Source organism: Pseudomonas sp. K8, assembly GCF_014889455.1.
GTDB lineage: Bacteria > Pseudomonadota > Gammaproteobacteria > Pseudomonadales > Pseudomonadaceae > Aquipseudomonas > Aquipseudomonas veronii.
Genome location: NZ_VJWO01000027.1, coordinates 30,247 through 55,372, shown reverse-complemented (window position 1 = coordinate 55,372; position 25,126 = coordinate 30,247). Strand labels below are relative to the sequence as shown.

General features: G+C 62.4%; 25 protein-coding genes. 12 read left to right on the top strand and 13 right to left on the bottom strand.

What is annotated here, in order from left to right; translation table 11 throughout:
• Positions 1 to 355 precede the first annotated feature (355 nt).
• The 4 genes from INT12_RS18420 to INT12_RS18405 are packed head-to-tail and all read left to right on the top strand — an operon-like array spanning position 356 to position 3,600.
• Positions 356 to 1,387, top strand: a complete 1,032-nt coding sequence (locus INT12_RS18420; RefSeq protein ID WP_193039922.1) for an isopenicillin N synthase family dioxygenase — start codon at positions 356 to 358, stop codon at positions 1,385 to 1,387.
• Positions 1,388 to 1,400: 13 nt separating this feature from the next.
• On the top strand, positions 1,401 to 2,195 hold the full coding sequence (locus INT12_RS18415; protein ID WP_226926243.1) for a MetQ/NlpA family ABC transporter substrate-binding protein: 795 nt from the start codon (positions 1,401 to 1,403) through the stop codon (positions 2,193 to 2,195).
• On the top strand, positions 2,192 to 2,938 hold the full coding sequence (locus tag INT12_RS18410) for a methionine ABC transporter ATP-binding protein (RefSeq protein WP_193039920.1): 747 nt from the start codon (positions 2,192 to 2,194) through the stop codon (positions 2,936 to 2,938). The genes INT12_RS18415 and INT12_RS18410 overlap by 4 nt, the downstream gene beginning before the upstream one ends.
• Entirely contained in the window at positions 2,935 to 3,600 is a 666-nt protein-coding gene (locus INT12_RS18405; protein ID WP_126586018.1) for a methionine ABC transporter permease, read from the top strand. Before INT12_RS18410 ends, INT12_RS18405 begins: the two co-directional genes overlap by 4 nt.
• Positions 3,601 to 3,604: 4 nt before the next feature.
• Here the strand turns inward: INT12_RS18405 and INT12_RS18400 are convergent, their stop codons facing one another.
• Positions 3,605 to 5,032 carry a PLP-dependent aminotransferase family protein gene (locus tag INT12_RS18400; RefSeq protein WP_193039919.1) on the bottom strand — a complete coding sequence of 476 codons (1,428 nt, stop codon included), beginning with the start codon at positions 5,030 to 5,032 and terminating at the stop codon, positions 3,605 to 3,607.
• 142 nt (positions 5,033 to 5,174) lie between these two features.
• Here INT12_RS18400 and INT12_RS18395 point away from each other — a divergent pair, with 142 nt between their 5' ends.
• The 3 genes from INT12_RS18395 (at position 5,175) to INT12_RS18385 (ending at position 7,952) form a co-directional block, all read left to right on the top strand.
• A complete protein-coding gene (locus INT12_RS18395; protein ID WP_193039918.1) occupies positions 5,175 to 5,807 on the top strand; it encodes a LysE family translocator in 633 nt (210 codons plus the stop codon).
• 82 nt (positions 5,808 to 5,889) lie between these two features.
• Positions 5,890 to 6,948 carry a diguanylate cyclase gene (locus INT12_RS18390; RefSeq protein WP_102617928.1) on the top strand — a complete coding sequence of 353 codons (1,059 nt, stop codon included), beginning with the start codon at positions 5,890 to 5,892 and terminating at the stop codon, positions 6,946 to 6,948.
• Positions 6,949 to 7,085: 137 nt separating this feature from the next.
• Positions 7,086 to 7,952 (top strand): pirin family protein, encoded by an 867-nt coding sequence (locus INT12_RS18385; protein ID WP_193039917.1) that lies wholly within the window; start codon positions 7,086 to 7,088, stop codon positions 7,950 to 7,952.
• Between the two features lie 200 nt (positions 7,953 to 8,152).
• Here the strand turns inward: INT12_RS18385 and INT12_RS18380 are convergent, their stop codons facing one another.
• A complete protein-coding gene (locus tag INT12_RS18380; RefSeq protein WP_193039916.1) occupies positions 8,153 to 9,379 on the bottom strand; it encodes an MFS transporter in 1,227 nt (408 codons plus the stop codon).
• A gap of 224 nt (positions 9,380 to 9,603) precedes the next feature.
• Between INT12_RS18380 and INT12_RS18375 the strand changes: the two genes are divergently transcribed.
• Positions 9,604 to 11,049 carry a mechanosensitive ion channel family protein gene (locus INT12_RS18375; protein ID WP_193039915.1) on the top strand — a complete coding sequence of 482 codons (1,446 nt, stop codon included), beginning with the start codon at positions 9,604 to 9,606 and terminating at the stop codon, positions 11,047 to 11,049.
• 5 nt (positions 11,050 to 11,054) lie between these two features.
• Here the strand turns inward: INT12_RS18375 and INT12_RS18370 are convergent, their stop codons facing one another.
• Positions 11,055 to 11,492, bottom strand: a complete 438-nt coding sequence (locus INT12_RS18370; protein ID WP_193039914.1) for an Rrf2 family transcriptional regulator — start codon at positions 11,490 to 11,492, stop codon at positions 11,055 to 11,057.
• Between the two features lie 143 nt (positions 11,493 to 11,635).
• On the opposite strand from INT12_RS18370, the gene INT12_RS18365 reads away from it, so the two are divergent.
• The gene (locus INT12_RS18365) at positions 11,636 to 12,520 is read left to right on the top strand and encodes an NAD(P)/FAD-dependent oxidoreductase (protein ID WP_046488443.1); all 885 of its coding nucleotides are present in this window, start codon (positions 11,636 to 11,638) and stop codon (positions 12,518 to 12,520) included.
• A 19-nt stretch (positions 12,521 to 12,539) separates the two neighbouring features.
• On the opposite strand, the gene gudD is transcribed toward INT12_RS18365, so the two are convergent.
• Both gudD and INT12_RS18355 read right to left on the bottom strand, forming a co-directional pair.
• Positions 12,540 to 13,889: a glucarate dehydratase gene (gudD, locus tag INT12_RS18360; RefSeq protein ID WP_193039913.1), complete on the bottom strand. Its 1,350-nt coding sequence runs from the start codon at positions 13,887 to 13,889 to the stop codon at positions 12,540 to 12,542.
• 12 nt (positions 13,890 to 13,901) lie between these two features.
• A complete protein-coding gene (locus INT12_RS18355) occupies positions 13,902 to 15,251 on the bottom strand; it encodes an MFS transporter (RefSeq protein ID WP_193058964.1) in 1,350 nt (449 codons plus the stop codon).
• Between the two features lie 318 nt (positions 15,252 to 15,569).
• On the opposite strand from INT12_RS18355, the gene INT12_RS18350 reads away from it, so the two are divergent.
• On the top strand, positions 15,570 to 16,271 hold the full coding sequence (locus tag INT12_RS18350) for a FadR/GntR family transcriptional regulator (protein ID WP_193039911.1): 702 nt from the start codon (positions 15,570 to 15,572) through the stop codon (positions 16,269 to 16,271).
• 78 nt (positions 16,272 to 16,349) lie between these two features.
• Entirely contained in the window at positions 16,350 to 16,937 is a 588-nt protein-coding gene (locus INT12_RS18345; protein WP_046383807.1) for a LysE family translocator, read from the top strand.
• Here INT12_RS18345 and INT12_RS18340 read toward each other — a convergent pair.
• The 7 genes from INT12_RS18340 to INT12_RS18310 all read right to left on the bottom strand — a co-directional run bounded on the left by INT12_RS18340 (position 16,879) and on the right by INT12_RS18310 (position 23,377).
• Positions 16,879 to 17,772 carry an AraC family transcriptional regulator gene (locus tag INT12_RS18340; protein ID WP_193039910.1) on the bottom strand — a complete coding sequence of 298 codons (894 nt, stop codon included), beginning with the start codon at positions 17,770 to 17,772 and terminating at the stop codon, positions 16,879 to 16,881. The genes INT12_RS18345 and INT12_RS18340 overlap by 59 nt on opposite strands.
• 65 nt (positions 17,773 to 17,837) lie before the next feature.
• Positions 17,838 to 20,300: a TonB-dependent siderophore receptor gene (locus INT12_RS18335; RefSeq protein WP_057004805.1), complete on the bottom strand. Its 2,463-nt coding sequence runs from the start codon at positions 20,298 to 20,300 to the stop codon at positions 17,838 to 17,840.
• A 97-nt stretch (positions 20,301 to 20,397) separates the two neighbouring features.
• Entirely contained in the window at positions 20,398 to 21,348 is a 951-nt protein-coding gene (locus INT12_RS18330; RefSeq protein WP_104903401.1) for a FecR domain-containing protein, read from the bottom strand.
• Positions 21,345 to 21,866: a sigma-70 family RNA polymerase sigma factor gene (locus INT12_RS18325; protein WP_046383803.1), complete on the bottom strand. Its 522-nt coding sequence runs from the start codon at positions 21,864 to 21,866 to the stop codon at positions 21,345 to 21,347. Before INT12_RS18325 ends, INT12_RS18330 begins: the two co-directional genes overlap by 4 nt.
• Positions 21,867 to 22,075: 209 nt before the next feature.
• Entirely contained in the window at positions 22,076 to 22,501 is a 426-nt protein-coding gene (locus INT12_RS18320; protein ID WP_046383802.1) for a GNAT family N-acetyltransferase, read from the bottom strand.
• A 74-nt stretch (positions 22,502 to 22,575) separates the two neighbouring features.
• Positions 22,576 to 22,815, bottom strand: a complete 240-nt coding sequence (locus INT12_RS18315) for a hypothetical protein (RefSeq protein ID WP_193039908.1) — start codon at positions 22,813 to 22,815, stop codon at positions 22,576 to 22,578.
• A gap of 70 nt (positions 22,816 to 22,885) precedes the next feature.
• Positions 22,886 to 23,377 (bottom strand): GNAT family N-acetyltransferase, encoded by a 492-nt coding sequence (locus tag INT12_RS18310; RefSeq protein ID WP_102617916.1) that lies wholly within the window; start codon positions 23,375 to 23,377, stop codon positions 22,886 to 22,888.
• Between the two features lie 471 nt (positions 23,378 to 23,848).
• On the opposite strand from INT12_RS18310, the gene INT12_RS18305 reads away from it, so the two are divergent.
• The gene (locus INT12_RS18305) at positions 23,849 to 24,415 is read left to right on the top strand and encodes an isochorismatase family protein (protein WP_046488425.1); all 567 of its coding nucleotides are present in this window, start codon (positions 23,849 to 23,851) and stop codon (positions 24,413 to 24,415) included.
• Between the two features lie 238 nt (positions 24,416 to 24,653).
• Here the strand turns inward: INT12_RS18305 and INT12_RS18300 are convergent, their stop codons facing one another.
• Positions 24,654 to 24,947, bottom strand: a complete 294-nt coding sequence (locus INT12_RS18300; RefSeq protein ID WP_046383799.1) for a hypothetical protein — start codon at positions 24,945 to 24,947, stop codon at positions 24,654 to 24,656.
• Positions 24,948 to 25,126: the final 179 nt, after the last annotated feature.

Here is a 25,126-nt window from a genome sequence, read left to right as displayed (position 1 = left end):
TCTAAATGCGGCGGGGTGAGAGGGAGGTGTTGCGGGTGCGGCGTTTGCATGGGTGTACACATATGCTAGTGCAGATTGTTAGTGTGCAATAAGTATCTTAGGTCAATTGGTTTTTAGGCCTGTGGCGATTTAATTTTTTCTATAAATGAGGCCAGGTGACGGGGCGACTAATTGCCTTAAACCGCCAGGAATTTGCCATCGACGCCAGCCCGGTGCTGTCGATTCTGCGCTTTACTTGCGCGGTCCTCCCGGATCCGACGACGGCTTAAGCTAATTCTAAAAAGGTATTTATTGCCGATTTTTAAGATCGTTTAGCTTGATCGCTCCCCCAAGACGTTCATGGAGTGAGCCGCCGATGCTGCAATCAATCACCGCCTTGCCGCTGCTGGACCTGTCGTTGCTCGATGGCAGCCCGGCGCAGCGCAGCGCGTTTCTCGATGAGCTGCGTTTTGCCGCGCGGCGTGTCGGCTTCTTCTACCTCACCGGTCACGGTATCGCCCCGGCGTTGCTGGCCGAGGTGCAGCAGCAGGCGCGGGCTTTTTTCGCTTTGCCCGAGGCAGACAAGCTGGCCGTCGGGATGATCAACTCCCCGCACTTTCGCGGCTATAACCGCGCGGCCTCGGAAATCACCCGGGGCCAGCCGGACCTGCGTGAGCAGTTCGACGTCGGTGCCGAGCGCGAACCCTTGGCCGTTGAGCAACACCCCGCGGCCTGGGCGCGCCTGCAAGGCCCCAATCAATGGCCGGCGGCGTTGCCCGAACTCAAACCTCGGGTGTTGGCCTGGCAGCACGCAATGACCCGGATGTCGTTGCGCCTGCTGCGCGCGTTCGCCCAGGCCTTGTCCCTGCCCGAAAATGCGTTCGACGCGCTGTACGGCGACAAGCCCAACGAACATATCAAGCTGATCCGCTATCCCGGTCGCCACGCCGGGCAGAGTCGCCAGGGCGTTGGCGCGCACAAGGACTCCGGCTTCCTGAGTTTCCTGCTGCAAGACCAGCAGGCCGGTTTGCAGGTGGAAGTGGAGGAGGGGCGCTGGATCGACGCCGCGCCGCGGCCCGACACGCTGGTGGTGAATATCGGCGAATTGCTCGAGCTGGCCAGTAACGGCTATCTGCGCGCCACGGTCCACCGCGTGGTGTCGCCGCCGGTGGGCAGCGAGCGCGTGTCCCTGGCGTTTTTCCTCGGCGCGCAGCTGGATGCGGTGGTGCCGGTGTACCCGCTGGCGCCCGAACTGCTGCGCGATGCCCACGGCCCCACCAGCGACCCGCGCAACCCGTTGCTGCGCGACGTCGGCTGGAACTACCTCAAGGGCCGCCTGCGTTCCCACCCGGATGTGGCCCAGCGTTTCTACGCCGACGCCACACTGCCCCATGCACTGTCCGCCTGATCAGGAGATCACTCTGTTGAAGACATTCGCACTAACCCTGGCGGCCTTGCTGAGCGCTTTCAATGTGGCGGCCGCCGATGCCTTGCGCGTCGCCGCCGACCCGATTCCCCATGCGCAAATCCTCGAATACGTGCAGAAGCTCGACCCGGACCTGAAGCTGAACATCATCGAGATCCCCAGCGGCGTGAACTCCAATGAGTTGCTGGCCCATGGCGATGTCGACGCCAATTACTTCCAGCACCTGCCGTATCTCAAGGCCCAGGAACAGGCGCTCGGCCAGACATTCGCGGTGGCGGCCACCGTGCATATCGAACCGTTGGGGATCTATTCGCACCGTCACACCCGCTTCGACCAGGTGCCGGACAACGGCACCGTCGCCGTGCCGAATAACGTCACCAACCTCAGCCGCGCCCTGTACCTGTTGCAAGCCAATGGCCTGATCACCCTCAAGCCGGGCTTCAACGATGCGTCCAAGGACCAGGCCACGCCCAGGGACATTGCCGAGAACCCCAAGCACCTGAAGATCCTGGAAATCGAATCGCCGCAGATCCCCCGGGCGCTGGAGGATGTCGACCTGGCAGTGATCAATGGCAACTTCGCCCTGGAAGCCGGGCTGCAACCGGCCAAGGATGCGCTGGGGCTGGAGAAGGCTCAGGGCAACCCTTACGCAAATATTCTGGTGACCACGCCCAAACTGGCGCAGGACCCGCGCATCCAGCAACTGGCCAAAGACCTGCGCTCGCCGGCGGTGGCCAAGTTCATCAGCGAGAAATATGCCGGTTCGGTGATCCCGGTGGCGCTCGAATGATCGTCGTCGAGGGTGTCAGCAAAACCTACGCCGACGGCCAGCCGGCGGCGCTGGACAACGTGTCGTTGCAGATCGCCGATGGTTCGATCTTCGGCATCGTCGGCCGCAGCGGCGCCGGTAAAAGCACGTTGCTGCGCTGCCTTAATCTGTTGGAGCGGCCGACGTCCGGGCGCATCCTCATGGATGGCCAGGACCTGACCCGGTTAACCGGCAAGGCGCTGCGCCAGCAACGCCAGCGCATCGGCATGATCTTCCAGGGGTTCAACCTGCTGCACTCGCGCAACGTGGCGGATAACGTCGCGGTGCCGTTGGAGATTGCCGGGGTGCCCAAGGCCGAGCGCGTCGCGCGGGTGGCGCAGTTGCTGGCGTTGGTTGGCTTGAGCGACAAGGCGGCGGCGTTTCCTTCGCAACTCTCCGGTGGGCAGAAGCAGCGTGTCGGCATCGCCCGCGCACTGGCCGCGCGCCCGGCGTATTTATTGTCGGATGAAGCCACCAGCGCCCTGGACCCGGAAACCACCGCTTCGATCCTGGCGCTGTTGCGCGATATCAACCGGCAACTGGGGTTGACCATCGTGTTGATCACCCATGAGCTGGACGTGGTCAAGGCGATCTGCGACAGCGCGGTTTCCCTGGCGGCGGGGCGCGTGGTGGAAAGCGGCACGCTGCTGCAACTGCAGGCCGACCCGTCCTCGCGCCTGGGCCGCGCGCTGGCGCCCAACCTGCAGGTGGTGAGGGCGGGATGAAAACCGACTGGAATGAAGTTCTCCAACTGCTGCTCAACGCCACCGGCGAAACCCTGTACATGGTGCTGCTGGCGGGGCTGTTCACCTTGTTGATCGGCCTGCCATTGGGCGTGCTGCTGTTTATCAGCCGCGCGGGTGGGCAGTTCCCGCTGCCAAGGCTCAACCGTGCGTTGGGTGCGGTGATCAATCTGGGGCGTTCGCTACCGTTTGTGGTGATGCTGATCGCGCTGATTCCGCTGACCCGCCTGATCGTCGGCACCACCCTGGGCAGCACGGCGGCGGTGGTGCCGATCACCATCGGTGCTTTTCCGTTTTTCGCACGCATCGTCGAGACCGCCCTGGATGACGTGGACAAGGGCCGCATCGAGGCAATCGTGGCCATGGGCGGCGATATCCGCCATGTGATTTTCAAGGTGCTGCTGCCCGAAGCCTTGCCGGCGCTGGTGGCCGGGGTCACGTTGACGCTGGTGATGCTGATCGGGTTTTCTTCCATGGCCGGGGTGATCGGCGGCGGTGGGTTGGGCGACTTGGCGATTCGCTATGGCTACCAGCGTTTCAACAACCAGATCATGGTGGTGACGGTGGTGGTGTTGGTGGTGCTCGTGCAGGGCGTGCAAAGCCTGGGCGATCGCTGCGTCAGGTCGTTGGCGCATCGCCGATGAGCCTTCATGTCGATAGTGATCGCGGCTCGCGCACAGCCTTGAGCAACAGCGTTTCGAAGGCTTGTTGCACCCCGGGCCCGTCACTGTGGGCCACATTGAAGCGCATCGAATCAGGCAGCGCCGGGTCGTAACCGAACAATGCCCCCGGTGCCAGCACCATGTTCTGCTTCAACGCCTCCTGGGCCAACTGTTCGCCGTTCACCCCCGGCGGCAGGCGGGCCCAGATGAACATGCCGCCTTCATACGCCATCGGCAATTGGCAGCCGCAGCGCTTGAGCCATTGTTCGACACGCGCACCGGCTTCCAGCAAGCGCTGCACCATGCGCTTGCGGTGCCGGGCGTAACTGCCTTCGCTGAGCATGCGGTAGACGATCTGCTCGAACAGCTCCGAGGTCACGCCGCCGCTCATCAACTTCATATGGGTCAGGTTGGCCGCCAGTTGCGGCGCGGCCACCACGTAGCTGACGCGGGTGTTGGCGCTGAGGATTTTCGAGAAGCCCGACAGGTAGGTGACCTGGTCCAGGCCGGCGATGGTGGCCAGGCGCGGCGGCGGGTTGGGATGCAGGTCGCCGTAGAGGTCATCCTCGACGATATGGCAGTGGTACTGGCGGGTCAGTTGCAGCAGACGAAACGCCTGGCTGGGGCTGAAAGAGTGCCCGGTGGGGTTATGCAACACACTGGTGGTGAGGTACAGGCTGGGGCGATGTTCGGCCAGCAACTGTTCGAGGGCGTCGAAATCGAAGCCATCCGGGCGCCGTTCGATCGTCACCACCTTGATCCCGTGCAGGGCCAGGTTGGCGTGGAAGTTGAAGTAGCAGGGCGCGTCGAGCAGCACCGTGTCGCCGGGGCGGGCGAGCAGGCGCATGAGCATGTCCAGGCCTTGCAGGGTGTTGGGCGTGGTGATGATTTGCTCCACCGGCACCGACAACCCTTCGGCATGCAGTTTGTGTTGCAATGCCTGGCGCAACGGCAGGAACCCGGCCGGCGTGCCCATCCCGGCAAGGCGCAGCGACGGCGCGCGCACCACGCTACGCATGGCTTGGCGAAGCGCCTCGCTGTTCAGCCACTCCTCCGGCAAATGCCCGCCACCGGGGCGCAGATCTCCATTGACGGTGACCAGCGGCCGGCGTAACACGCTGAGCAAGTCCTGGGGCAACAGGTCGACCCAGCTCGTCGAGGCGGCGCGGATGATGTCTGTTGTCACAAAGTGGCCAAGGCCCTGGCTCGAGGTCAACAGGTTGCGCCCGCGCAGGCGGTCCAGCGCTTCGTTGAGGGTGAACTTGCTCACGCCCAGGGTCTGGGTCAGCTCACGTACCGACGGCAACTTGCTGCCGGGCGCCCATTCGCCGTTCTCGATGGCCTGGCTGAACGCCTCGACGATCTGTTGCACCTTGGGTGCGCCAGCCCGAAAGGCGATGGCGGATACAAACATGCGGCTTCCTTGTCTTTGCTGGTGATTTTACCGGTGAAGTAGGGCCGGATTAGGCCTTACTTTACCTGCCCTGCGCAATGCCGCGGCCCTAGACTGCCGGCTATCCGGCCACTTTCCGGCTGTCTTCCCAAGGTCCAAGGCTATGACAAGCGCGTTGACGCTCTCTTCGTTTCTCTACTTTCTGCTGTTTTGCGCCACCGTGACGTTCAGCCCCGGCCCCATGACCTTGCTGCTGCTGAGCCTGGGCTTGAAGGACGGCTTGCGCGGCTCGATCCCGGCGCAGCTCGGCGCCAGTGTGTCGTACCTGGTCTCTATCCTGATCTTTGCCGTGGGTTTCTCGGAATTGATCAAAGGCAACCTCGCCATTACCCAGGGTATCCAGATGGTCGGCGTCGCCTACATTCTCTACCTGGCCTACAAACAGTGGACCGGCAGCGGCGTGTCCATCGACGGGGTCGTTGCCGTGGAAGGCGCACGCAGTCTGTTCGGCAAGGGCTTGCTGACCGGGTTTTCCAACCCCAAGGCGATCATTATGTTCAGCGCCGTGTTCCCACAATTCGCCGGGGCCGGGGAGCACAACTCGATGGCGGACATCGCTATCCTCGGGCTGACCTTTCTATTGCTGCAGTTCGCCAGCGGCTGCCTGTATGGCTATTTTGGCCAGCGCATCAAGCCGGTGCTGGAAAACCCCCGGCGGCGGGTCTGGTTGCAACGGATCACGGCATTGTTGTTGCTGGGCGTCGCCGGGATGCTGGCGCGGGGCTTTTCCCACTGACGGCGCTGAGCTTACAAGGGGTAGTGGCGATATGCTGTTGCCCTGATAGACTCCAGGCACCTACCCAGGATCGCACCTCACCATGCCAGCCGCCGGAGGAAATGGAGTTCCGCTCGCTACCCGCTTGTACAAAACCCGCACGTTGGGGCTGACACTTGGCTTTGCCTGCGTGGCCTTCGGCATGTCCGCGTTGAACCCACCGCTTTGGGTGTGGGTGTTGATGCTGATCAACGGCTTTGTCTGGCCGCACCTGGCTTATCAATGGGCACGCCGCACCGCCAACACATTGCGTTGCGAGCGCCACAACCTGCTGTTCGATTCGTTTTGCGGTGGCTTCTGGGTCGGTGCCATGCACTTCAACCCACTGCCCAGCGTCACCACCTTGTCGATGATGACCATGAACAATGTGGCCATCGGTGGTCCCCGTTTCATGCTGGCGGGCTGGGTGGCGCAGGTGTTGGGCGTCGGCGTGTCGCTGCTGATCTTCACCCCGGCGTTCATCGGCATAACCAGCCAGGCGCAGTTGTATGCCTGTTTACCGATCCTGGTGCTGTATCCGCTGGCCCTGGGCTGGATTTGCTATCGCCAGGCCGTGTCCCTGGCCGGGCACAAGCGTGAGCTGCTGGCCCTGAGTCGCACCGACAGCTTGTCCGGCCTGCTCAACCATGGCGCGTGGAAGGACCATCTGGACATCGAGTTCCAGCGCTGCCACGGCGGGCAGCAGGGCGCGGTGATTGCCCTGATCGACATTGATCATTTCAAAGTGATCAACGACACCTACGGCCATGTCACCGGCGATCTCGTCCTGCGCCAACTCAGTAAAGTGCTGCGCCAGAACCTGCGCGCCACCGACCTGGCCGGACGCTACGGCGGTGACGAGTTCTGCGTGATCCTGCCGGACGTGCCACTCAACCGCGCCACGCAAGTGATGGATACCCTGCGCGATCGCTTCAATGCGCTGGCCTATGCCCAGGACCCGACCCTGCGTGTCAGCTTGAGCATCGGCCTGGCGCCTTATCGGGTCGGGCATAGCGATTCGACCAGTTGGCTCAACGATGCCGACCAGGCGTTATATGACGCCAAGAGCAGCGGGCGCAATCGGGTCAGCGCGGTGCAGGGGCCTTGGTTGAGGTCGGTCTAGTGGGACGGCGTCCCCAGCCAGCAAAAACAAACTGAGGACGTGTTGATTGTCCTATGCATAGAACGAACAACGCCGCGTTTGCCGGCTAGTCCCCAAGGCCCTTGGGACTTATGGTGTAGGCACTTTGGAGGTACACCATGAAAAAACTCATCGGCATCTACACCAGCCCCCGCGCCCACTGGGTCGGCGACGGTTTTCCGGTACGCACGCTGTTTTCCTACGACACCCTGGGCAAGCACATCAGCCCCTTCCTGTTGTTGGACCACGCGGGCCCGGCCGATTTCACCCCGACCACACAGCGTCGCGGTGTCGGCCAGCACCCGCATCGCGGCTTTGAAACCGTGACCATCGTCTACGACGGCGAAGTCGAGCACCGCGACTCCACCGGGGCTGGCGGCACGATCGGCCCCGGCGACGTGCAATGGATGACCGCCGCCAAGGGCATCCTCCACGAAGAGTTCCACTCCGAAGCCTTCGCCCGTAGCGGCGGGGTGCTGGAGATGGTGCAACTGTGGGTCAACCTGCCGGCCAAGGACAAAATGGCCGACGCCGGTTACCAGACGATTGTCGACAGCGATATTCCGCTGCTGCCGCTGGCCAATGAGGCTGGCCAGCTGCGCCTGATTGCCGGTGAGTTCGCAGGCACCAAAGGCCCGGCGCGCACCTTCACGCCGATCGACGTGTGGGACCTGCGCCTCAACGCCGGCAAGGCGCTGACCCTGGACCTGCACGCCGGGCGGAACACGGCGCTGGTGATCCTGCGCGGCACGGTGCTGGTCAATGGCGAAGAAATCGCGCGCCAGGGGCAATTGGCACTGTTTGAGCGCGACGGCACGCAACTGTCGCTGGAATCCAGCGACGACGCCAGGGTGCTGTTGCTCAGTGGCGAACCGATCGACGAGCCTATCGTCGGCCATGGTCCGTTCGTGATGAATACTGAGCAGGAGATCCATCAGGCGTTTGCTGATTTTAACTCCGGTCATTTCGGGCAGATGCAGCACTGAAAGGCTGACGCCAAGCCTAATGTGGGAGCGGGCAAGCCCCCACATGCGTAATTGCATGGACTTGACCCGTGAGGCCGAGAGTGGTCGTTATGCTGTAAACGTTCGGCGGCGATCATGAGTTCGAACCGGCAGACTCTTCTTTGCGGACATGATCCGTATGCTTCCTTGGAATATGCTTACAAGCCTGCCGACGCAACTTTCTATTTTCCGGCTTCTTGGTCAGCTTCGAAAATCAAGCTCGGGGATGGGCCGCGAGCCTTTGCGAACCACCACAGGGCAAATGCCCCAAGAATAGTCGTTAACACGGCCAAAATCAGGATTACGGTCTGGGTGCCCAAGGGCGCAGCTAACAAAGCCACCAGTAAACCTGCCAGAGGCTGGGACATGTTGTTCAGCAGCGTGATCACACCTACCGTCTTGCCGAAGTCCTGAGGCGGTATCACCTGCTGCCGGATAGTGCGTATGTAGACGTTGAACATTTTGTCGAAGCCTGCGATCAACAGGAAACCCAGCACATAGCCGAGCAGACTCGGACTCAGGGCGCTGATGAATGCCCCCGTTGCGATCATCGAATATCCGACACCCCCGAGGACTCGCAGAGGCAGCACCACCCGAGCGAGAAGGAACAGGATCACGATTGTTGTCACCGCACCCGCCGCCTGAAGCCCTGCATAGCTATCCTTGCCGGCGCTGTACTGGCCGATCACCATGGCCGCCGAAGTTGCCAAGGTGACACCAACGATCAGGTTGACGCCTACCGCCAGAATGATGATTTTTTTCAATTCCGCCAGGCTACGGATATGCCCAAAAGCGATCCGCAAGGGCTGCAGCCAGATGTCTTGATGCTGCTCGAACACCTCTAGCGTCATACGGCCAAGACGTTGCCACGCCAGCATGCTCATGTCTGCCAGCAGGAACAATCCGGCGATCCAAAGCACCACCCAGTGCCAAGCCCAAACCTCAAGCATCAGTGCCGCCACCAGAGGCCCGAGGACCAGTCCCGTCTGGTCGGCGATCTGGGAGTAGGACAACGTCTTGGTGTAGCTGTAGTGCTGGAAGATATGCGGCATCAGCACTTCGCGAGCCATGATGCCTTGCGTGGTCAGCACTCCGCACAGTGCCGACAGCACCACTATCCAACCGATGCCACCAAAGATTCCGTAGAGCACCACCCCCAGCACACAGAGCCATGCCCGGTAGACCTGACTGATATGCAGGATCTTAATAGGCGGGTACTTGTCGCACAGCGCGCCGCACAGCGGGAACGCGAGAAATCGCGGCAGCGATTCGACGAAAAATGCTAGCCCTGCCCATGAAGCGCTGTTGGTGGTCTGGAACACCACCAGCGGCACAATAAACAACAGGATCTGATCCGCCAGCCTCGATAGAAAGAGCGCGATAAAAAAGGCGAGGTAATCCTTACGCATAGGGAACTCCTTTGTGTAAGCGACGTGGCATAGCGGTCTGAAGAAACATCAGTATGAGTTTACAAGGTGTCTAGATAATCCGGCGCGATGCAAACGCCTGGTCGGTGCTGATGCAATCAGGTGGTCAGATACGGTGCAATTTCCCACCCGCATTTTGCTCCGCGCTATACCCCCACATCCCCATTTCATGCGATCTTCTCGGCATTCACCCTGGAGTCGCCTGGATGCCCTCATTTATCGCTGATCACCCCATGTTGTGCGCCCTGGCGCTGATCTTTATCGACATCGGTGTGTGGCGCTTGATTTCCGCTGAGCTGGCCAATTGGAAGCTGGCGGCGCGGTTGGTGATTTTTGCGGTGTTCAGCGCCGTGTTGTTCAACGACGGCATGAACCCGATGCTCGTCGCGCCGTATGCCGACAACACCGCGCTGCACCTGGCCGCCACCGCGTTGCAGATCGGTTGGTGGCTGTTCGCGGCGCGGACCCTGACGGTGTTGCTCGGCGCGGTGATGATGCAGCGCGTGGGCCACACCGGTCGGCTGTTGCAGGACCTGCTGGGCGCGGTGATTTTCCTGATTGCGATCATCGCCGCCATGGCCTACGTGCTCGACCTGCCGGTCAAGGGCGTGCTCGCCACCTCCGGTGCGGTGGCGATCATCGTCGGCCTGGCGCTGCAAAGCACCCTCAGCGATGTGTTTTCCGGGATCGTGCTCAACACCACCAAGCCGTACCAGCTCGATGACTGGATTTCCATCGACGGCACCGAGGGGCGCGTCACCGATATTGATTGGCGCGCTACGCGGTTGCAGACCTCCCAGGGCAGCATGGCGGTGATCCCCAATTCGTTGGCGGCCAAGGCCAAGATCGTCAACTTTTCGCGCCCGGCGGATATGTTCGGGCTGTCGGTCAGCCTGCAAGTCAGCCCCCACGCCCGCCCGCAGACGGTGATCGAGGCGCTGGAGCGGGCGATGCAAGGGTGCCGGCTGCTGCTGGCCAAACCGGCGCCGAGCGTGGCGTTCAAAACCTCGGCCAGCGACGGCGTGGAGTATGAAATCAGCGGCTTTGTGCCGTCGATGCCGCTCAAGCGCGAAGTGCGCAACCAGCTGTACGACCTGGCTTTCCGGCACTTGCAGGCGGCGGGCGTCGGTTTGCTGTCTGCCACCGAAAGCAGCGCGCCGCCGGCGCTGTCGGGGGCGCGGGCGTTGCTGGAGCGCTCGTCGATTTTCTCCACCCTGCGCCAGGAAGAGAAAGACACCTTCAGCCAGAACATGACCCTGCACAGCTATCGTGCCGGCGCGGTGATCCTGCCGGCGGGGGAGGTCAGCGATCATTTGTTTATCGTCGAATCCGGCGTGGTCTCGGTGATGCTGGACAAGGCTGGGCACATGTTCGAAGCCGGGCGCATGGGGCCGGGGGAGGTGATCGGCGAGGCTGGGATCTTGTCCGACGAGGCCACGCTGGCGGACTTTCGCGCCAAGACCTTCTGCACCCTCTATCGCATCGAGAAGGAATACCTCAAGCCGTGCCTGGATGCGCGGCATGACATCGGCGAAGCGATGAAAGCGCTGCTGGATTTCCGCATACATGCGGCGCAGACCCTGGCCCAGGAAGCACCGGTGGTGCCGGTGAAGAAGGGGTTCCTGCAGTGGTTGCGCAAACGCCGGCTGTAGTGCGATCAGGGTGCCGGGGCGAGGCGGCAACGCTCGTCGAAATCCTCGGCCAACTGCGCCAGCGTCACATCCCCCAGCCGCGCCAGTAACAGTGCCTGGGCCTGGTCGAACGCGTCGCTCAGTGCCGCGTTCACTGCCTGTTCCACCAGGCATTGCGGGTGGTCGGTGGACAAGCCGATGGCGAATATCGACGGCGTGCCCAAGGCATTGTGGATATTCAGCAAGGTGATTTCACTCAAGGGTTTGCCCAGGGTCCAGCCGCCCTGATGACCTTTTTCCGAGCGGACATAGCCTTTTTCCTTGAGCAGCCCCAGTGTGCGCCGCACCACCACCGGGTTGGTGCCGAGCATCTGCGCGATGGTCTCCGAGGTGGCGCGCGCTTCATGGCGGTCCATATGGATCAGCACGTGCAGCATGCGCGAGAGGCGGGTGTCGTTTCTCATCAAAAAACCTCAAGTCGATTCGGTCGAAAGTATCCTTCGTAACCCAAAAAGTTGCGAGACACTTGACGTGCTATTTTTACGTAACTTATGGTGTGTCGTGAAAGCGCGCGGATAACCGCGCGCACCTGACAAGGGGCACTTTCATGATGCATGACGTCATTATCGTGGGCGGCAGCTATGCCGGCTTGTCCGCCGGCCTGCAATTGGCGCGGGCACGACGCAAGGTTCTGGTGATCGACGCGGGGCAGCGGCGCAATCGGTTTGCCGCCACCGCCCATGGCTTTCTCGGCCAGGACGGCCAGGCGCCGGACGTCATTGCCGCCGAAGGTCGCAGCCAATTGATGGAGTATCCGAGCGTCACCTGGGTGCAGGACAGCGTATTACAGGCGGCTACGGCGCCGGGCGGTTTCAGGCTACACACGCAATACAACGGCGGATTCGAGGGGCGACGCCTGATCCTCGCCACCGGGGTGGTGGACGAATTGCCCGCCCTCGAAGGCTTGGCGGAACGCTGGGGCAAGCACGTGTTTCATTGCCCTTACTGCCACGGCTATGAGCTGGATCAAGGCCGCATCGGTGTGTTGGCCACCTCGCCGCTGGCGATGCACCATGCGCTGATGTTGCCGGACTGGGGCAGCACCACCTTGTTCACCAACGGCGTGTTCACCCCGGATGCCGAGCAACAGGCGCAGTTGGATCGGCGCGGGGTCCGCGTGGAGCGCACCGCGGTGACACGGATCAGCGGTGAGCGCGTGGCTCTGGAACTGGCTGATGGCCGTGTGATTCAGCTGGACGGCGTATTCACGATGTCCCGCACTCGCCTCAGCCCCTTGGCCGAGCAGTTGGGCTGTGTGCTGGCCGACGGCCCCACCGGCCCGTACCTGCACACCAACGAAACCCGCCAGACCTCCGTGGCCGGCGTGTTTGCCTGTGGCGATGCGTCCCTTGCCGCCGGTTCCGTGGCGCTGGCGGTGGCCGAGGGCGTGCGCGCCGGGGTGGGCGCGCACGTTTCGTTGATTCACGGTTGAGGCTGGCCGGGATCGGCGCTCAGCGCACCAGGCACGGGCGCTTGTTATCGAAACTCCAACCGGGGATCAGGAACTGCATGGCCACGCTGTCATTGCGCGCACCCAGGCCCATGTCTTTGTAGCGTTCGTGGGCCTGGGCCACCGCGTCCATGTCGATCTCGACGCCCAGCCCCGGCTTGGTCGGCACCTGGATGTGACCGTCGACAATCTGCAATGGCGCCTTGGTCAGGCGCTGGCCGTCCTGCCAGATCCAGTGGGTGTCGATCGCAGTGATGTCGCCCGGTGCGGCGGCGGCCACCTGGGTGAACATCGCCAGGGAAATATCGAAGTGATTGTTGGAATGCGAGCCCCAGGTCAGGCCCCATTCATGGCACATCTGCGCCACGCGCACCGAGCCTTGCATCGTCCAGAAGTGCGGGTCGGCGAGGGGAATGTCCACCGATTGCAGCTGGATCGCGTGGCCCATTTCGCGCCAGTCGGTGGCGATCATATTGGTGGCGGTGGGCAGGCCGGTGGCGCGGCGGAATTCAGCCATGACTTCGCGGCCCGAATAGCCGTTTTCCGCGCCGCATGGGTCTTCGGCGTAGGCCAATACGTGATGCTGGTCGCGGCACAGGGCGATGGCTTCCTTGAGTGACCAGGCGCCGTTCGGGTCCAGGGTGATGCGTGCGTCGGGGAAGCGCTCGGCGAGGGCCGTGACCGCTTCGATTTCTTCGGCGCCGCGCAACACGCCGCCTTTGAGCTTGAAGTCGTTGAAGCCGTACTTGGCCTGGGCGGCTTCGGCCAGGCGCACGATGGCGTCCGGGGTCAGGGCCGGTTCATGGCGCAGGCGGCACCAATCGTCACCATCGGCTTCGCTGCGGTAGGCCAGGTCGGTCTGCTGGCGGTCGCCGATGTAGAACAGGTAGCCGAGCATCTTCACCGCGTCGCGCTGCTGGCCTTCGCCGAGCAGGGCGGCCACCGGCACTTCAAGGAACTGGCCGAGCAGATCGAGCAGCGCCGCTTCCATCGCGGTGACGGCGTGGATGGTGATGCGCAGGTCGAACGTCTGCAGGCCACGGCCGCCGCTGTCGCGGGCGGCAAAGGTGCGGCGCATGGCATTGAGAATGCTCTGGTACGCGCCGATCGGCTTGCCGATCACCAGGCTGCGCGCGTCTTCCAGGGTTTCGCGGATGCGTTCGCCGCCCGGTACTTCGCCCATGCCGATGTGCCCGGCGCTGTCCTTGAGAATCACGATATTGCGCGTGAAAAACGGCCCGTGGGCGCCGCTGAGGTTGAGCAGCATGCTGTCGTGGCCGGCCACCGGGATCACTTGCAGGTGGGTGACGATGGGGGCATGGCTGGCGTGGTGCTGGTGTTCTGTATTCATCAAAACGCTTCCTTATTTGCTCAGGACGGGGGCGGGGTGCAGCACGCTCGGGCTCTGGGCGCCGGGCCGGGTCTTGGCGAAGAACACCAGGATCGCCGCGAGGATCGAGGTGCCGGCCAGCCCATACAAACCACCCTGGATCGACCCGGTGGTCTGCTCCAGAAAGCCGAAGGTGGTGGGCGCGACAAACCCGCCGAGGTTGCCGATGGAGTTGATCAGCGCGATCACCGCCGCGGCGATGCGCGCATCCAGGTAGCCCTGGGGGATCGGCCAGAACAGCGACGATGCCGACTTGAACCCGATCGCCGCAAAACAGATGGCGACAAAGGCAAAGCCCGGCCCGCCGGTGGTGGAGAAAAACATTCCCGCCGCGGCAATCAACAGCGCCGTGGCCACCCACGCCTGTTGATGCTTGTACTTGCCGGCCAGGGCCGCGAACGAATACATGGCGATGATCGAAATCAGCCAGGGAATGGAATTGTAGAAACCCACCTGGATGTCACTCAGGTCGCCCATCTTCTTGATGATGCTCGGCAGCCAGAATGTGGCGGCATAGATAGTCAGCTGGATGCAGAAATACAGGGCGCAGAACAGCATGATCTGGCGGTCCTTGAGCAGCGCGCCCAGGCTCGGCTTGACCGTCGTGGCGGCGTCACGCTCGCGTTGTTCGCGCTCGATCTCGCCCACCAGCGCGTCCTGTTCGGCGCGGCTGAGCCACTTGGCGTCATGGGGTTTGGAGTCGAGCCAGAACCACACGAAAAAGCACAACAGCACCGAGGCCATGCCTTCGATGATGTACATCCATTGCCAGCCGTGCAGGCCCAGCCCGCTGATTTGCAGCAGCACGCCGGACAGCGGGCCGGAGATCAGCGAGGCCAGGGCCGAGCCGCTGAGGAAGATCGCAATCGCCTTGCCGCGCTCCACCCCGGGCAGCCAGCGGGTGAAGTAGTAGATCACCCCCGGAAAGAACCCGGCCTCGGCCACGCCCAGCAGAAAACGCAGGATATAGAAGTGGGTTTCGTTCTGGATAAAGGCCATCAGCGTCGCGGTGATGCCCCAGGTGAACATGATGCGGGTCAGCCAGATACGCGCGCCGACTTTTTGCAGCAGCAGGTTGGAGGGCACTTCGAACAACGCATAGCCGATGAAGAACAAGCCGGCGCCGAAACCGTAAGCGGCCGCGCCGATGCCCAGGTCGTGTTCCATGTGGGTGCGGACAAAGCCGATGTTGACGCGGTCGATGTAGTTGACGATGAACATGATCACGAACAGTGGCAGCACATGCTGCTTCACCTTCTTGATCGCGCGGGCCAGGACGGGGTCGAGGGCAGGCGCAGCTGTCGCAGGGTTGGAAGCGGTCACGGGGTAGAACTCCCACGGATTATTGTTGTGCGGGGATGGGTTCAGGGCTGCCGGGGGTGCCTGGCAACTTGATAGACATCATACAACTGCTTTTTTCCGCGTCGCAACGTAAATTTTGGCTGTACGAGCACGCGAAAGGGCTTGTATTCCTGTTTTACAGGCGCCATAGCGCATGAAATCAATCGCGCTGATGCAATCGCAGGTAAGCTGGCTTCCATGAAAACGCGGCGCAGTTGTAGCGGAATTTGTTTGTTGTCATACAAGTAGGTGGTGCAAGGGGATGTTAGTATTGACCGGGCCCAACCGATGGAATGACCGATGCACAACGACACCCCCCGCAAGCGCTCCCAGGGCCTGGCCCATGACATCGTGACCACGCTGACCCAGCGCATTCTCCTCGGCCAACTGGCGCCGGGCGAGAAGCTGCCCTCCGAGTCGGCCATCGTCGGCGAGTACGGTGTCAGTCGCACGGTGGTGCGTGAGGCGCTGTCGAAGTTGCAGGCGGCAGGGCTGGTGGAAACCCGGCACGGGGTGGGCACCTTTGTGCTGGCGCGGGACCAGCGCCAGGGCCTGCACCTGAACCACGACACCGCCGTCAGCGTGCGCGGCATCCTCGAGTTGCGCCTGGGCCTGGAAACCCAGGCCGCCGCCCTGGCCGCGCTGCGCCGCAGCGAGGCGCAGTTGCAGCACATGCGCGAGGCCCTCGACGACTACCAGGCCTCGCTGGCCAACAACGACAGCAGCGTCGAACCCGACGTGCGCTTCCATCAGTTGATTGCCCAGGCCACCGGCAACACCTACTTCACCGATGTGATCCAGCACCTGGGCAACTCGGTGATCCCGCGCACGCGCATCAACGCCGAAGAGCGCGGCAATACCGACCTGATGAAGCTGGGCCAGTTGGCCAACCTGGAACACGAGGCGATCCTCAACGCCATCCGTCGCCAGGACCCCGACGCCGCCCGCGCCGCGATGTTGTTGCACCTGAGCAACAGCCTGGAACGCATGACCGGCGAGTAGCAGGGGCATTTTCTTCAATACCCGGCTCGCCGGGGGGTTTACCGTGGCCCCTGTTCATCACCACAACAGGGAACCGCAATGAGCTTGATCCTTTCCATGGCCGCCTTCGCGTTGGCCACCTCCATCACACCGGGCCCGGTGAATGTGGTCGCCCTCAGTTCGGGCGCGCGCTTCGGTTTTGTCGCCAGCCAGAAGCACGTGTTCGGTGCCGCCACCGGCTTCACGCTATTGCTGGTGCTGATCGGCCTGGGGCTGCATGAAGTGCTGCTGCGCTGGCCCATTCTGACTCAGTTGATCCAGTGGGGCGGGGTCGCCTTCCTGCTGTACATGGCCTGGAAACTTGCGGTGGACGATGGCCGGCTGGACGCCGAAGGCACCGCAACGGCACCGTCGATGCTCTACGGCGCGATCATGCAATGGCTGAACCCCAAAGCCTGGCTGGCCTGCGTGGCGGGGATGGGGTTGTTTGTCGCGGATGGCGACGCCCGGCAGGTGTGGCTGTTTGCGGCGCTCTACCTGGTGATCTGCTACCTGTCGGTAGCCTGCTGGGCCTACGCCGGCACGTTTTTGCGCCGTTACCTCGGCAACGCGCAGGGCGTGCGGGTGTTCAACCGTTCGATGGCCGCGTTGCTGGTGGCCAGTGTGGGTTATTTGCTGATGGCTTGAGCAAGTCGCGGTACTGCCCCGGCGTGGCGGCGAAGTGCAGCTTGAAGGTGCGCTGGAAGTGCGCCTGGTCGGAAAAGCCGGCGGCCAGGGCGACGTCGGCGATCAGTTCGCCGTTGCGCAATTGGGTGCGGGCGAACTGGATGCGCCGGTTCACCAGAAACGCATGGGGCGTCAAGCCGTAATACTGCTTGAAGGCGCGGATCAGATAAGACGGCGACAGCTCGGCCGCCAGGCAGATGTCTTCGAGTTTCAAGGCCTGGGTGCAGTGTTCGCGGATGTACTCGGCGGCGCGTTCCAGCTTGTGATTGACCTCCCGCACCGGCGTGTTCGAAGGGTTCAGGCGCTGCTGCACCTCACTGAAATAACTCACCAGCATGCTCTGTTTTTGCAGGAGTTCGGCGTGCTCATCCAACAGCGTCCGGTACAGCTCGATCAGGCCGTTGTACAGCACCGGGTCGCGGGTATAGGGCGTATTGAACGGTCGATAACCCTGGTCGGTGCTGAAGCCCAACTGGTATTGCAGGTCCGTCAGCCAGGGCGTGTCGAGGTAGAGCATGTGATACGACCAGGGTTGGTCGTGGATCGGGTTGCACGCATGCACATCGCCGGGGTTCATCAGCACCACCGTGCCGGCGCTGATCTGGAAGGTGTCCGCGCCGTAGTGGTAATAGCTGCGCCCGGTGGTGATCGCGCCGATGGAGAAATGCTCGTGGGCGTGGCGGGTGTAGGTGACCTTGCGCCCATCGGCGATGGTCCGCGCTTCGATGAACGGCAAGCGCTCGTCGCGCCAGAAGCGCGGCGCTTGCGCGGGGTGAGTGGCGGTGTTCAGCGACATGGCGGCGGCTCCATCCCTCGGGAGATCGAGGGAGGATCATTGCACAGACTGCCTGGGCCGTCAGCCTAGAAGTCCCATTTAGTCGCCAGTTGCAGGCTGCGCGGTTCGCCGTAGAACCCGGTGCCGAAGTTGCCCAGGCCCGTGTAGTACTTTTTATCGAACAGGTTCTTCACGTTAAGCGTGGTGCTCAGGTGCTCGTTGAAGCGGTAGCGGGCCATCAGGTCGACCAGGTAGTAACTGTCCTGGGTGATGCGTGCGTTCTGGCCGAAGTTGACCGTGTCGTTCGGGTCGGGTTGGAACACGTTGCCGAAGAACTCGCTCTGCCAATTCACGCCACCGCCCACGGTGACATGCTCCAGCGCGCCGGGCAGGCGATAGCTACTGAACAGGCGCACCACCTGCTGCGGCGTGGTGGTTTGCAGCACCGAGCTGTACACATAACCGTTGTTGGCATCGCGGGTGTGCTGGTAGGTGTAGCCGGCCGAGATGTTCCAGCCGTCCAGCACTTCACCCGACAGTTGCGCCTCGAAGCCCTTGGTGGTGGCGCCGGCAATCGGGCGGTACACCGAATCGGTCTCGAAGCCCGACACGTACTCGGCGACATTGTCCTGCTCGATGCGGAACGCGGCAAAACTGGCATTCAGGCGGCCGTCGTAGAACGCTGCCTTGAGCCCGGCTTCATAGGTGGCGCCTTCGATCGGATCGAGCAGTTTGCGGTCGGCGTCCTTGCTGCTTTGCGGGCGGTAGATCTGGGTGTAGCTGGTGTACACCGACCAGGTGTCGTTGAGGTCGTAGACGATTCCGGCATACGGCGTGACCACGCCGCTCTGGCGGTAGGTGGTGCGATTGTCGGCCTTGGTCGGGTCATAGAAATCGGTGGTGTCGGTGCCGCTGAACGTGCTGACGCGCGTGCCGAGGATCACTGACAAATCGTCCGTGGGTTTCAAGCGCGTGGCCAGGTAGGCGCCGGTCTGGCGTTGCACGATATCGTTCTGGCCGCTGCGCGGGATATCCGGTTTGGCGTACTCGCCGTGCCAGTCGAAAATGCTGCCGCCCACGGCGGGGTAAATCGAACCGTAGACCGGCACGTCCTGCTTCGAGCGGGTGGCCATAAAGCCCATGATCAGCTCGTGCTCGCGGCCAAACAGGTTGAACGGCCCGCTGAGATTGACGTCCAGGGTGTTCTGTAACTGGTCGCCCTTGTACTTGCCCATGAACATGTACATGCCGTCGCCGCTGACCGGGTCCGGGTTGCCGCCGCTGGCGGAGGCGAGCAGGGTGTCGTGCTGACTGCGCTTGCGGTCGAGGCTGACCTTGAGCGACCAGTCGTTCGCCAACTGCTGTTGCACCGAGGCGAACAGCGTCTGGTTCTGGAAGTCGCGGCGGCTCCAGTCGGCCGCCGGGTTGAACGAGCGCGAGAAGTGCGTGCGCGAGCCGTCGCTGAAGAACATCGGGAAACCGGTCCAGCTGGCGCCACGGGAGCGGGTGTCTTGCTGGTCGATACCGAAGGTCAGCAGGGTGTCGGGCGTAAGGTCCGCTTCAAGGATGCCGTAGCCGATGTCCTTGGTGTGCTGGTAGTGATCGAGATACGACTGGCGGTCCTGATACACGCCGACAAAGCGTCCGCGCAGATTGCCCGACTCGGTCAAGGGGCCGGAAATATCGCCTTCGGTGCGGTAGTTGTCCCAGGAGCCGAAGGTCTGGGTGACCGAGGCCTTGAATTCCCGCGTGGGCTTTTTGCGGATCAGGTTGACCGTGGCCGACGGGTCGCCGGAACCGCTGAGCAGGCCGGCCGAGCCCTTGATGATTTCCAGGTGGTCGTACACTGCCATGTCGGTGCTGGTGGTGCCGTAGTCGTACACGCCGTCATAGGTGGCGTTGACGCCGTCGTACTGGAAATTGGTGATCGGCAGGCCACGGCTGGAGAACTCCCAGCGTTCGCTGTCGTAGTTCTGCACGCTCACGCCGGGGGCGCGGCGCAGGGTGTCGGCGATGCTGTTGGAGCCCTGGTCGTCCATCTGCTGGCGGGTGATCACCGTGACCGACTGCGGGGTGTCGCGCATCGACAGCGGCAGGCCGGTGGCCGAGGCCATGACACCGGTAGTGTAGGCATGGGTGTCTTCGGTGATAGCGCCCAGGCCCTGGCCGGAAATCGTCGTGGCGCCCAGCTCCAGCGCGCCGCTGTGGGCGGGGATCAGCTCCAGCACGTAACCGTTGTTGCCTTGGGGCAGCGCCTGCAAACCGCTGCCCTGCAACAGGTGCTGCAAACCGCTGGTCGGGGTATAGCTGCCGTTCAGGCCGGGGCTGGTTTTACCGGCGGCGAGGCTGTTATGGCCGGCGATGAACATTCCGGACTGTTCGGCGAAGCTGTTCAGCACGGCGACCAGGGCGCCGCCCGCGATGCGATAACTGCGCGCGGCTTCCTGGGTCGAGGTCGGCTCGGCGGCGTACAGCGTCGGCGCGCCGAGGCAAAGCAGGGAGGTGGCCAGCGCCAGTGGGCGCAGCGCGAAGCGAGCAGGTTGCGGCATGGAGGTGTCCCTTTGGATCAAGTCGATCTGCGAGTTGAAAGCGTCTGCAGGGTTAACCGAACGAGTGTCGAAAAAGGGAACTGGCGGGTGAAATTTTTTACTGCGGCCCGACGCTGACCCACCACGGCATCGGCCGCTCGACCCGAATTGGCAGCGCGGCTTGCAGCAGGTGCAGGGCCTGGTCGCTGTCCTTGAGCGGGAACGAACCCATCACCGGCAGCTGCGCCACGGCCGGGTCGCAGCCCAGGTGGCCGGGGCTATAGCGGTTGAGTTCGGCGATCAACTCGCCGAGCGGCAGGTTGTCCGCCAGCAGCACGCCACGGCTCCAGGCTTCACGGGCCGGGGAGGCGACGCTGGCGGTGTTGAAGTGGTTGCGGGTAAATGTCAGCTGTTGGCCGGTGTCGACAATCCGTGGGTGCGGGTTGAGCGTACTGACCCGCACCCGACCCTCGAATACCGTGAGCTGGGTATGTTCATCGCCTTGCACCACGCTGAAGCGCGTGCCCAGCGCCTGCAGCCGGCCTTGTTCGGTGTCCACCAGGAACGGACGGTTGGGGTCCTTGGCGGTGTCGATCAACACTTCGCCAAAGCGCAGGCGCAGCAAGCGTTGCGCGGCATCGAAGCGCACATCCAGCGCGCTCAGTGCGTTCAACCACACATGGCTGCCATCGGTCAGCAGCGCGTCGCGGGTCTCGCCGTTGGCGGTTGCATAGTCGGCACTCCAGCCGCTTGCCAGGCGGGGCAGGGGGCTGTGGCGCCAAGTGCCCCAGGCCAGTGTCGAGCCGACACCCAGCACCAGCAGGGTCTTGAGCGTCTGGCGCCGCGAGCTGCGCAAGGCCCGGCTGGCGCCATGGGGTTGCTCCAGCAACGGCGCAAAACGCTGGCTGACGCGCTGCACGTACTGCCAGGCCGCCAGGTGCTCGGGGCTTTGCGCGACCCAGGTTTGCCAGCGCAACTGTTCGAGCGCACCGCCTGGGGCCTGCAGGCGCACGTACCAGTGCGCAGCCTGCTCCAGGCTGGCGTGGCTGAGCTGGCCGGGGCGGCTCATTGCACCAGCATCCCGTCGAGTTCGGCTTCCAGAATCGCGCAGTGCAGCAGGGCCTGGGCCATGTACTTCTTGACCATGCGCTCGCACACGCCGAGCTGTACGGCGATCTGCTTGTAGGGCAGGCCGTGCAAGTGCGCGAGTAAAAAGGCCTCGCTGACCTTCTTCGGCAGGCGCGCGAGCATCGTGTCCACTTCGTAGAGGGTTTCGACGATGATCGCCCGCTGCTCCGGCGACGGCTGCTGCGCTTCCGGGCGTTCGGCCAGGGTTTGCAGCCAGGCGCGTTCCAGTTGGCGGCGGCGCCAGTGGTCGATACACAGGCCACGGGCGATGGTGGCCAGGTAGGAGCGTTGGCCGACGTGATCGGTTTCGGCCAACGGGCGGCCGAGGATGCGGATAAACGTGTCGTGGGCCAGGTCGGCGGCATCCCAGCGGTCGTTCAGGCGCCGCCGCAGCAGGCCGAGCAGCCAGCTGTGGTGGGTGCCATAGAGGTGGGTGAAGGAGGTCGACACACTGTCCATCCAGCGCAAAGGCTTTGGCGTAAATAAGAATTGCTCGCGATTAAACCAGAGCGTCGGGTTGTGCGCAAATGATATTGGTTTGCTTTTGGGAGGCTGTATCGATGGATTGAAGAAATCAGCTCGGGCATCAAGAACCTGGATACCCAGGCCATCATCTATTCACTCGTCGGTACCGGCACGTTGATCTCCAACGAGTGAACGCCTGAATCTCACAGCTGTTTCGACAGAAACACCCGGCTGTTGCCCTCGGGTTCACAGGCGATTTCGCCAAACCGCACCCAGCCGTTCTTCTCATAGAACCCCGGCGCCTGGAAGCTGATGGTGTAGAGCACGGCATTGCGACAACCGCGGCGTCGGGCTTCGTCTTCGAAGGCGCGCAGCAATCGGCTACCGATGCCGGAACCGCGCAGGGTCTCGGGCAAGTGGAAGAGGTCGAGGAAGGCCATGCCGAATGCGCTCCGGCCGGTGATGCCGCCGAGCACCTGCTGGGTGTGCGGGTCTTTGACCAGCACGCTCAGCGGGCGCCGGTCATGGTAGCCGGTGGCTTGTTCGTTGAACGCCGCCAGGCCGTTGCCGAGGATGCGTTCGGCGTCGGGGTTGGGCTGGTCGCTGATTTCAATGAGAGGAGGCTGCATCGCGCTGGATTCCTTGTGGCCCGTTGTCCGACAAGCGTCTAGACAGTTCTTTATACGATTGAGTGTGGGCGTGATCAGGGGTTTTCGAGCAATAAAGCGCGTACCTCCTCTTCCTGCAACTGCTTTTCCCTGGCTTCCTGGCGCGCCTGCTCCTCGGCGCGTTGCTTGGCCTCCCGGCGGAACTGGTCGACGGATAAGTTTCTGAGGTGCTCGATGTCCTGCGCAGTGGCACCGAATGCAACCGGCACCATGGCCATCAACGGGGCTGCGATCAAAGAGGAGGTCAACAAGCGGCTGATACGTGCCCTGGACATCAAAGCAGTCCGAGTCAATTCGTGGTGCCTTGTTGGGCGCTGCAACAGGGATAAGTTCCCAGGGTGGCTATTAAAAGGCCATCACCATCTCATGCCACGCCATCCCGCCATGATCCGACGCCGACGGCTGCACATAGCGGTAGCCCAGGCGCGTGTACAACGCCACATGGCGGTCCTTGCACATCAAGTGAATCGTCTGCTTGCCCAGCGCGCGCATGCGCTGCACAAACTCGCGCATCAACGCGGTGGAATAGCCCTTGCCCTGGTGCGCCGGGGCGACCACCACCGACATGATCACCACATTCGGCGCCTCGGCCGCATGGCCGACCAACTCCTTGAACGCCTCATCCGACATCACCACCTTGTGGGCGCAGCCGCTGTTGATGAAGCCCACCACCTCGCCATCTGCCTCCAGGATCAAAAAGCCTTGCGGGTATTGCGCAATGCGCGTGGCGATCTTTTCCAGGGTCGCGGCTTCGTCGCCTTCGTAGGCAGTGGTTTCGATGTCGAAGCAATGGGCGGCGTCGCTGGGGAGGGCGTTGCGAAAGGAGAGGGCGGGCATGCGGTTTCCTCGGAGGGTAAGCGAAAGGCCACATGATAGCCGGGTGTCAATAGCGCCGCCATTGTGGCCTCTGGGTCGACACAGGATGTTCGGCCAGCGTGGTTTAACGGGGCCAAGTGACGGGGCGTGGTGACCGTCCAACTGCTGGAGGCCGGACTCGGTCAACTGTGGGAGCTGTCGAGCCCCAGCGAGGCTGCGATGGCGGCGGTACAAACGCCATCAAATCCACTTCGTCCGCCAACTTCCAGTTCACCAGAAAACCCGCCAAAGCGGGTTTCCTCAGCACTTACATCACATCAACTCACCGCAGGCGAATCGTAAGTGTCTGCCGAAGTCACCTTGCATAAGCTGAGATTCATTAGGAAGGGCTTCGCAGAGAGCTGTAGGCAGGTTTGGACTGCAATCAGTTGCTGGTCGAGGCTCGTTTCAGCACACTCGGCCTGCTGCCCTAGCCAAAGGAGATGAGATTACATGAACGATCAATCTGGCCCTATCCCGCTTGTTATCCTTGACGTTCAAGATGCCATTGATCGCCCGAACTGGGATGGCAAAAATAATCCTGACTATCTGCTGGTCATCCTGCGCCTTCTCAATCACTGGCGATCAATCGGTTGGCCGGTTGTTCATGTGAAGCACGATGAGCAGACTCCTACATCCAGCTATTACGTCCATGGCCCATGGAATGGCATTAAGAAGGACGTTGCCCCGATAAAGGGAGAAACCGTCGTCACCAAACAGGAAAATTGCGCGTTCATTGGCACCGAATTAGACGCCGTTCTTAAACGGATGCAGGTAAAGCGATTGGTGCTGACGGGTGTTGTCATTCACAACAGCATGGATGCCACGGTCCGTGCGGGAAAAGCACTCGGATACAGCATCATCCTTCCCTCAGACGCGACGACAGCCGTGCCCGTCATCGGGGCGCATGGAAAATCATGGGACGCCACAACCGTCCATGAATTGACCTTGGCTATATTGGGTGATGAGTATGCCGATGTCATGTCATCGGATGAAGTGGTCGCACAGTTCACCCTATGACGTTATGGGGTACCCACCGATGCGGTAGCAGCGGACCTACTCAGCCTTGAGTGCCGAAAAAAAGGCGTGGTGACCGTCCAACTGCTGGAGGCCGGACTCGGTCAACGGTGGGAGCTGTCGAGCCCCAGCGAGGCTGCGATGGCGGCGGGACAAACACCATCAAATCCACTTCACTCGCCAACTTCCAGTTCACCAGAAACCAGAAAACCCGCCAAAGCGGGTTTCCTCAGCACTTACATCAACTCACCGCAGGCGAATCAAACCCACGCCGCTCCATCACCGTAAACACATCCGCCACATCCTGGACCATGATCCGGGCGGTGTTGGCGACGGTATTGATGTCGTGCTCGGCATAGTCGGACACTTTGGAACAGGCCATCAGGTGCAGGTAGGCGAGCGCGGCATTGAGGCGTTCGCTGGCGCAGGCGTGCAACTCGCTGAGCGGGGCGTCGCTGTCGATCAGCAGGACCGGGTAGTCGGTTGCGGTTTGGGACATGGGGGTGAAGCGGCGGGGCGGATTTTGATTGGTCATGAGGTTCGATTCTATTTGGGTAAAAAGAATCACCACCTTGCTGCTGCGAAACAGATTGGGTGGCAACTGTGCGCGGGTTCGCAGACCAGGAAGAATCACCCCCGGCAGACCCGAAGGTCTCCCACGCACAGCCGCCATAAACGAGGCGCAGGCGGACTTCGCCTGAGGGTCTGATGACT

Bases quoted from the DNA above. Each gene is read 5' to 3' on its own strand.
- INT12_RS18420 (WP_193039922.1), top strand. From the start codon at position 356: ATGCTGCAATCAATCACCGCCTTGCCGCTGCTGGACCTGTCGTTGCTC.
- INT12_RS18410 (WP_193039920.1), top strand. From the start codon at position 2,192: ATGATCGTCGTCGAGGGTGTCAGCAAAACCTACGCCGACGGCCAGCCG.
- INT12_RS18405 (WP_126586018.1), top strand. From the start codon at position 2,935: ATGAAAACCGACTGGAATGAAGTTCTCCAACTGCTGCTCAACGCCACC.
- INT12_RS18400 (WP_193039919.1), bottom strand. From the start codon at position 5,032: ATGTTTGTATCCGCCATCGCCTTTCGGGCTGGCGCACCCAAGGTGCAA.
- INT12_RS18395 (WP_193039918.1), top strand. From the start codon at position 5,175: ATGACAAGCGCGTTGACGCTCTCTTCGTTTCTCTACTTTCTGCTGTTT.
- INT12_RS18390 (WP_102617928.1), top strand. From the start codon at position 5,890: ATGCCAGCCGCCGGAGGAAATGGAGTTCCGCTCGCTACCCGCTTGTAC.
- INT12_RS18385 (WP_193039917.1), top strand. From the start codon at position 7,086: ATGAAAAAACTCATCGGCATCTACACCAGCCCCCGCGCCCACTGGGTC.
- INT12_RS18380 (WP_193039916.1), bottom strand. From the start codon at position 9,379: ATGCGTAAGGATTACCTCGCCTTTTTTATCGCGCTCTTTCTATCGAGG.
- INT12_RS18375 (WP_193039915.1), top strand. From the start codon at position 9,604: ATGCCCTCATTTATCGCTGATCACCCCATGTTGTGCGCCCTGGCGCTG.
- INT12_RS18370 (WP_193039914.1), bottom strand. From the start codon at position 11,492: ATGAGAAACGACACCCGCCTCTCGCGCATGCTGCACGTGCTGATCCAT.
- INT12_RS18365 (WP_046488443.1), top strand. From the start codon at position 11,636: ATGATGCATGACGTCATTATCGTGGGCGGCAGCTATGCCGGCTTGTCC.
- gudD (WP_193039913.1), bottom strand. From the start codon at position 13,889: ATGAATACAGAACACCAGCACCACGCCAGCCATGCCCCCATCGTCACC.
- INT12_RS18350 (WP_193039911.1), top strand. From the start codon at position 15,570: ATGCACAACGACACCCCCCGCAAGCGCTCCCAGGGCCTGGCCCATGAC.
- INT12_RS18345 (WP_046383807.1), top strand. From the start codon at position 16,350: ATGAGCTTGATCCTTTCCATGGCCGCCTTCGCGTTGGCCACCTCCATC.
- INT12_RS18340 (WP_193039910.1), bottom strand. From the start codon at position 17,772: ATGTCGCTGAACACCGCCACTCACCCCGCGCAAGCGCCGCGCTTCTGG.
- INT12_RS18335 (WP_057004805.1), bottom strand. From the start codon at position 20,300: ATGCCGCAACCTGCTCGCTTCGCGCTGCGCCCACTGGCGCTGGCCACC.
- INT12_RS18330 (WP_104903401.1), bottom strand. From the start codon at position 21,348: ATGAGCCGCCCCGGCCAGCTCAGCCACGCCAGCCTGGAGCAGGCTGCG.
- INT12_RS18325 (WP_046383803.1), bottom strand. From the start codon at position 21,866: ATGGACAGTGTGTCGACCTCCTTCACCCACCTCTATGGCACCCACCAC.
- INT12_RS18320 (WP_046383802.1), bottom strand. From the start codon at position 22,501: ATGCAGCCTCCTCTCATTGAAATCAGCGACCAGCCCAACCCCGACGCC.
- INT12_RS18315 (WP_193039908.1), bottom strand. From the start codon at position 22,815: ATGTCCAGGGCACGTATCAGCCGCTTGTTGACCTCCTCTTTGATCGCA.
- INT12_RS18310 (WP_102617916.1), bottom strand. From the start codon at position 23,377: ATGCCCGCCCTCTCCTTTCGCAACGCCCTCCCCAGCGACGCCGCCCAT.
- INT12_RS18305 (WP_046488425.1), top strand. From the start codon at position 23,849: ATGAACGATCAATCTGGCCCTATCCCGCTTGTTATCCTTGACGTTCAA.
- INT12_RS18300 (WP_046383799.1), bottom strand. From the start codon at position 24,947: ATGACCAATCAAAATCCGCCCCGCCGCTTCACCCCCATGTCCCAAACC.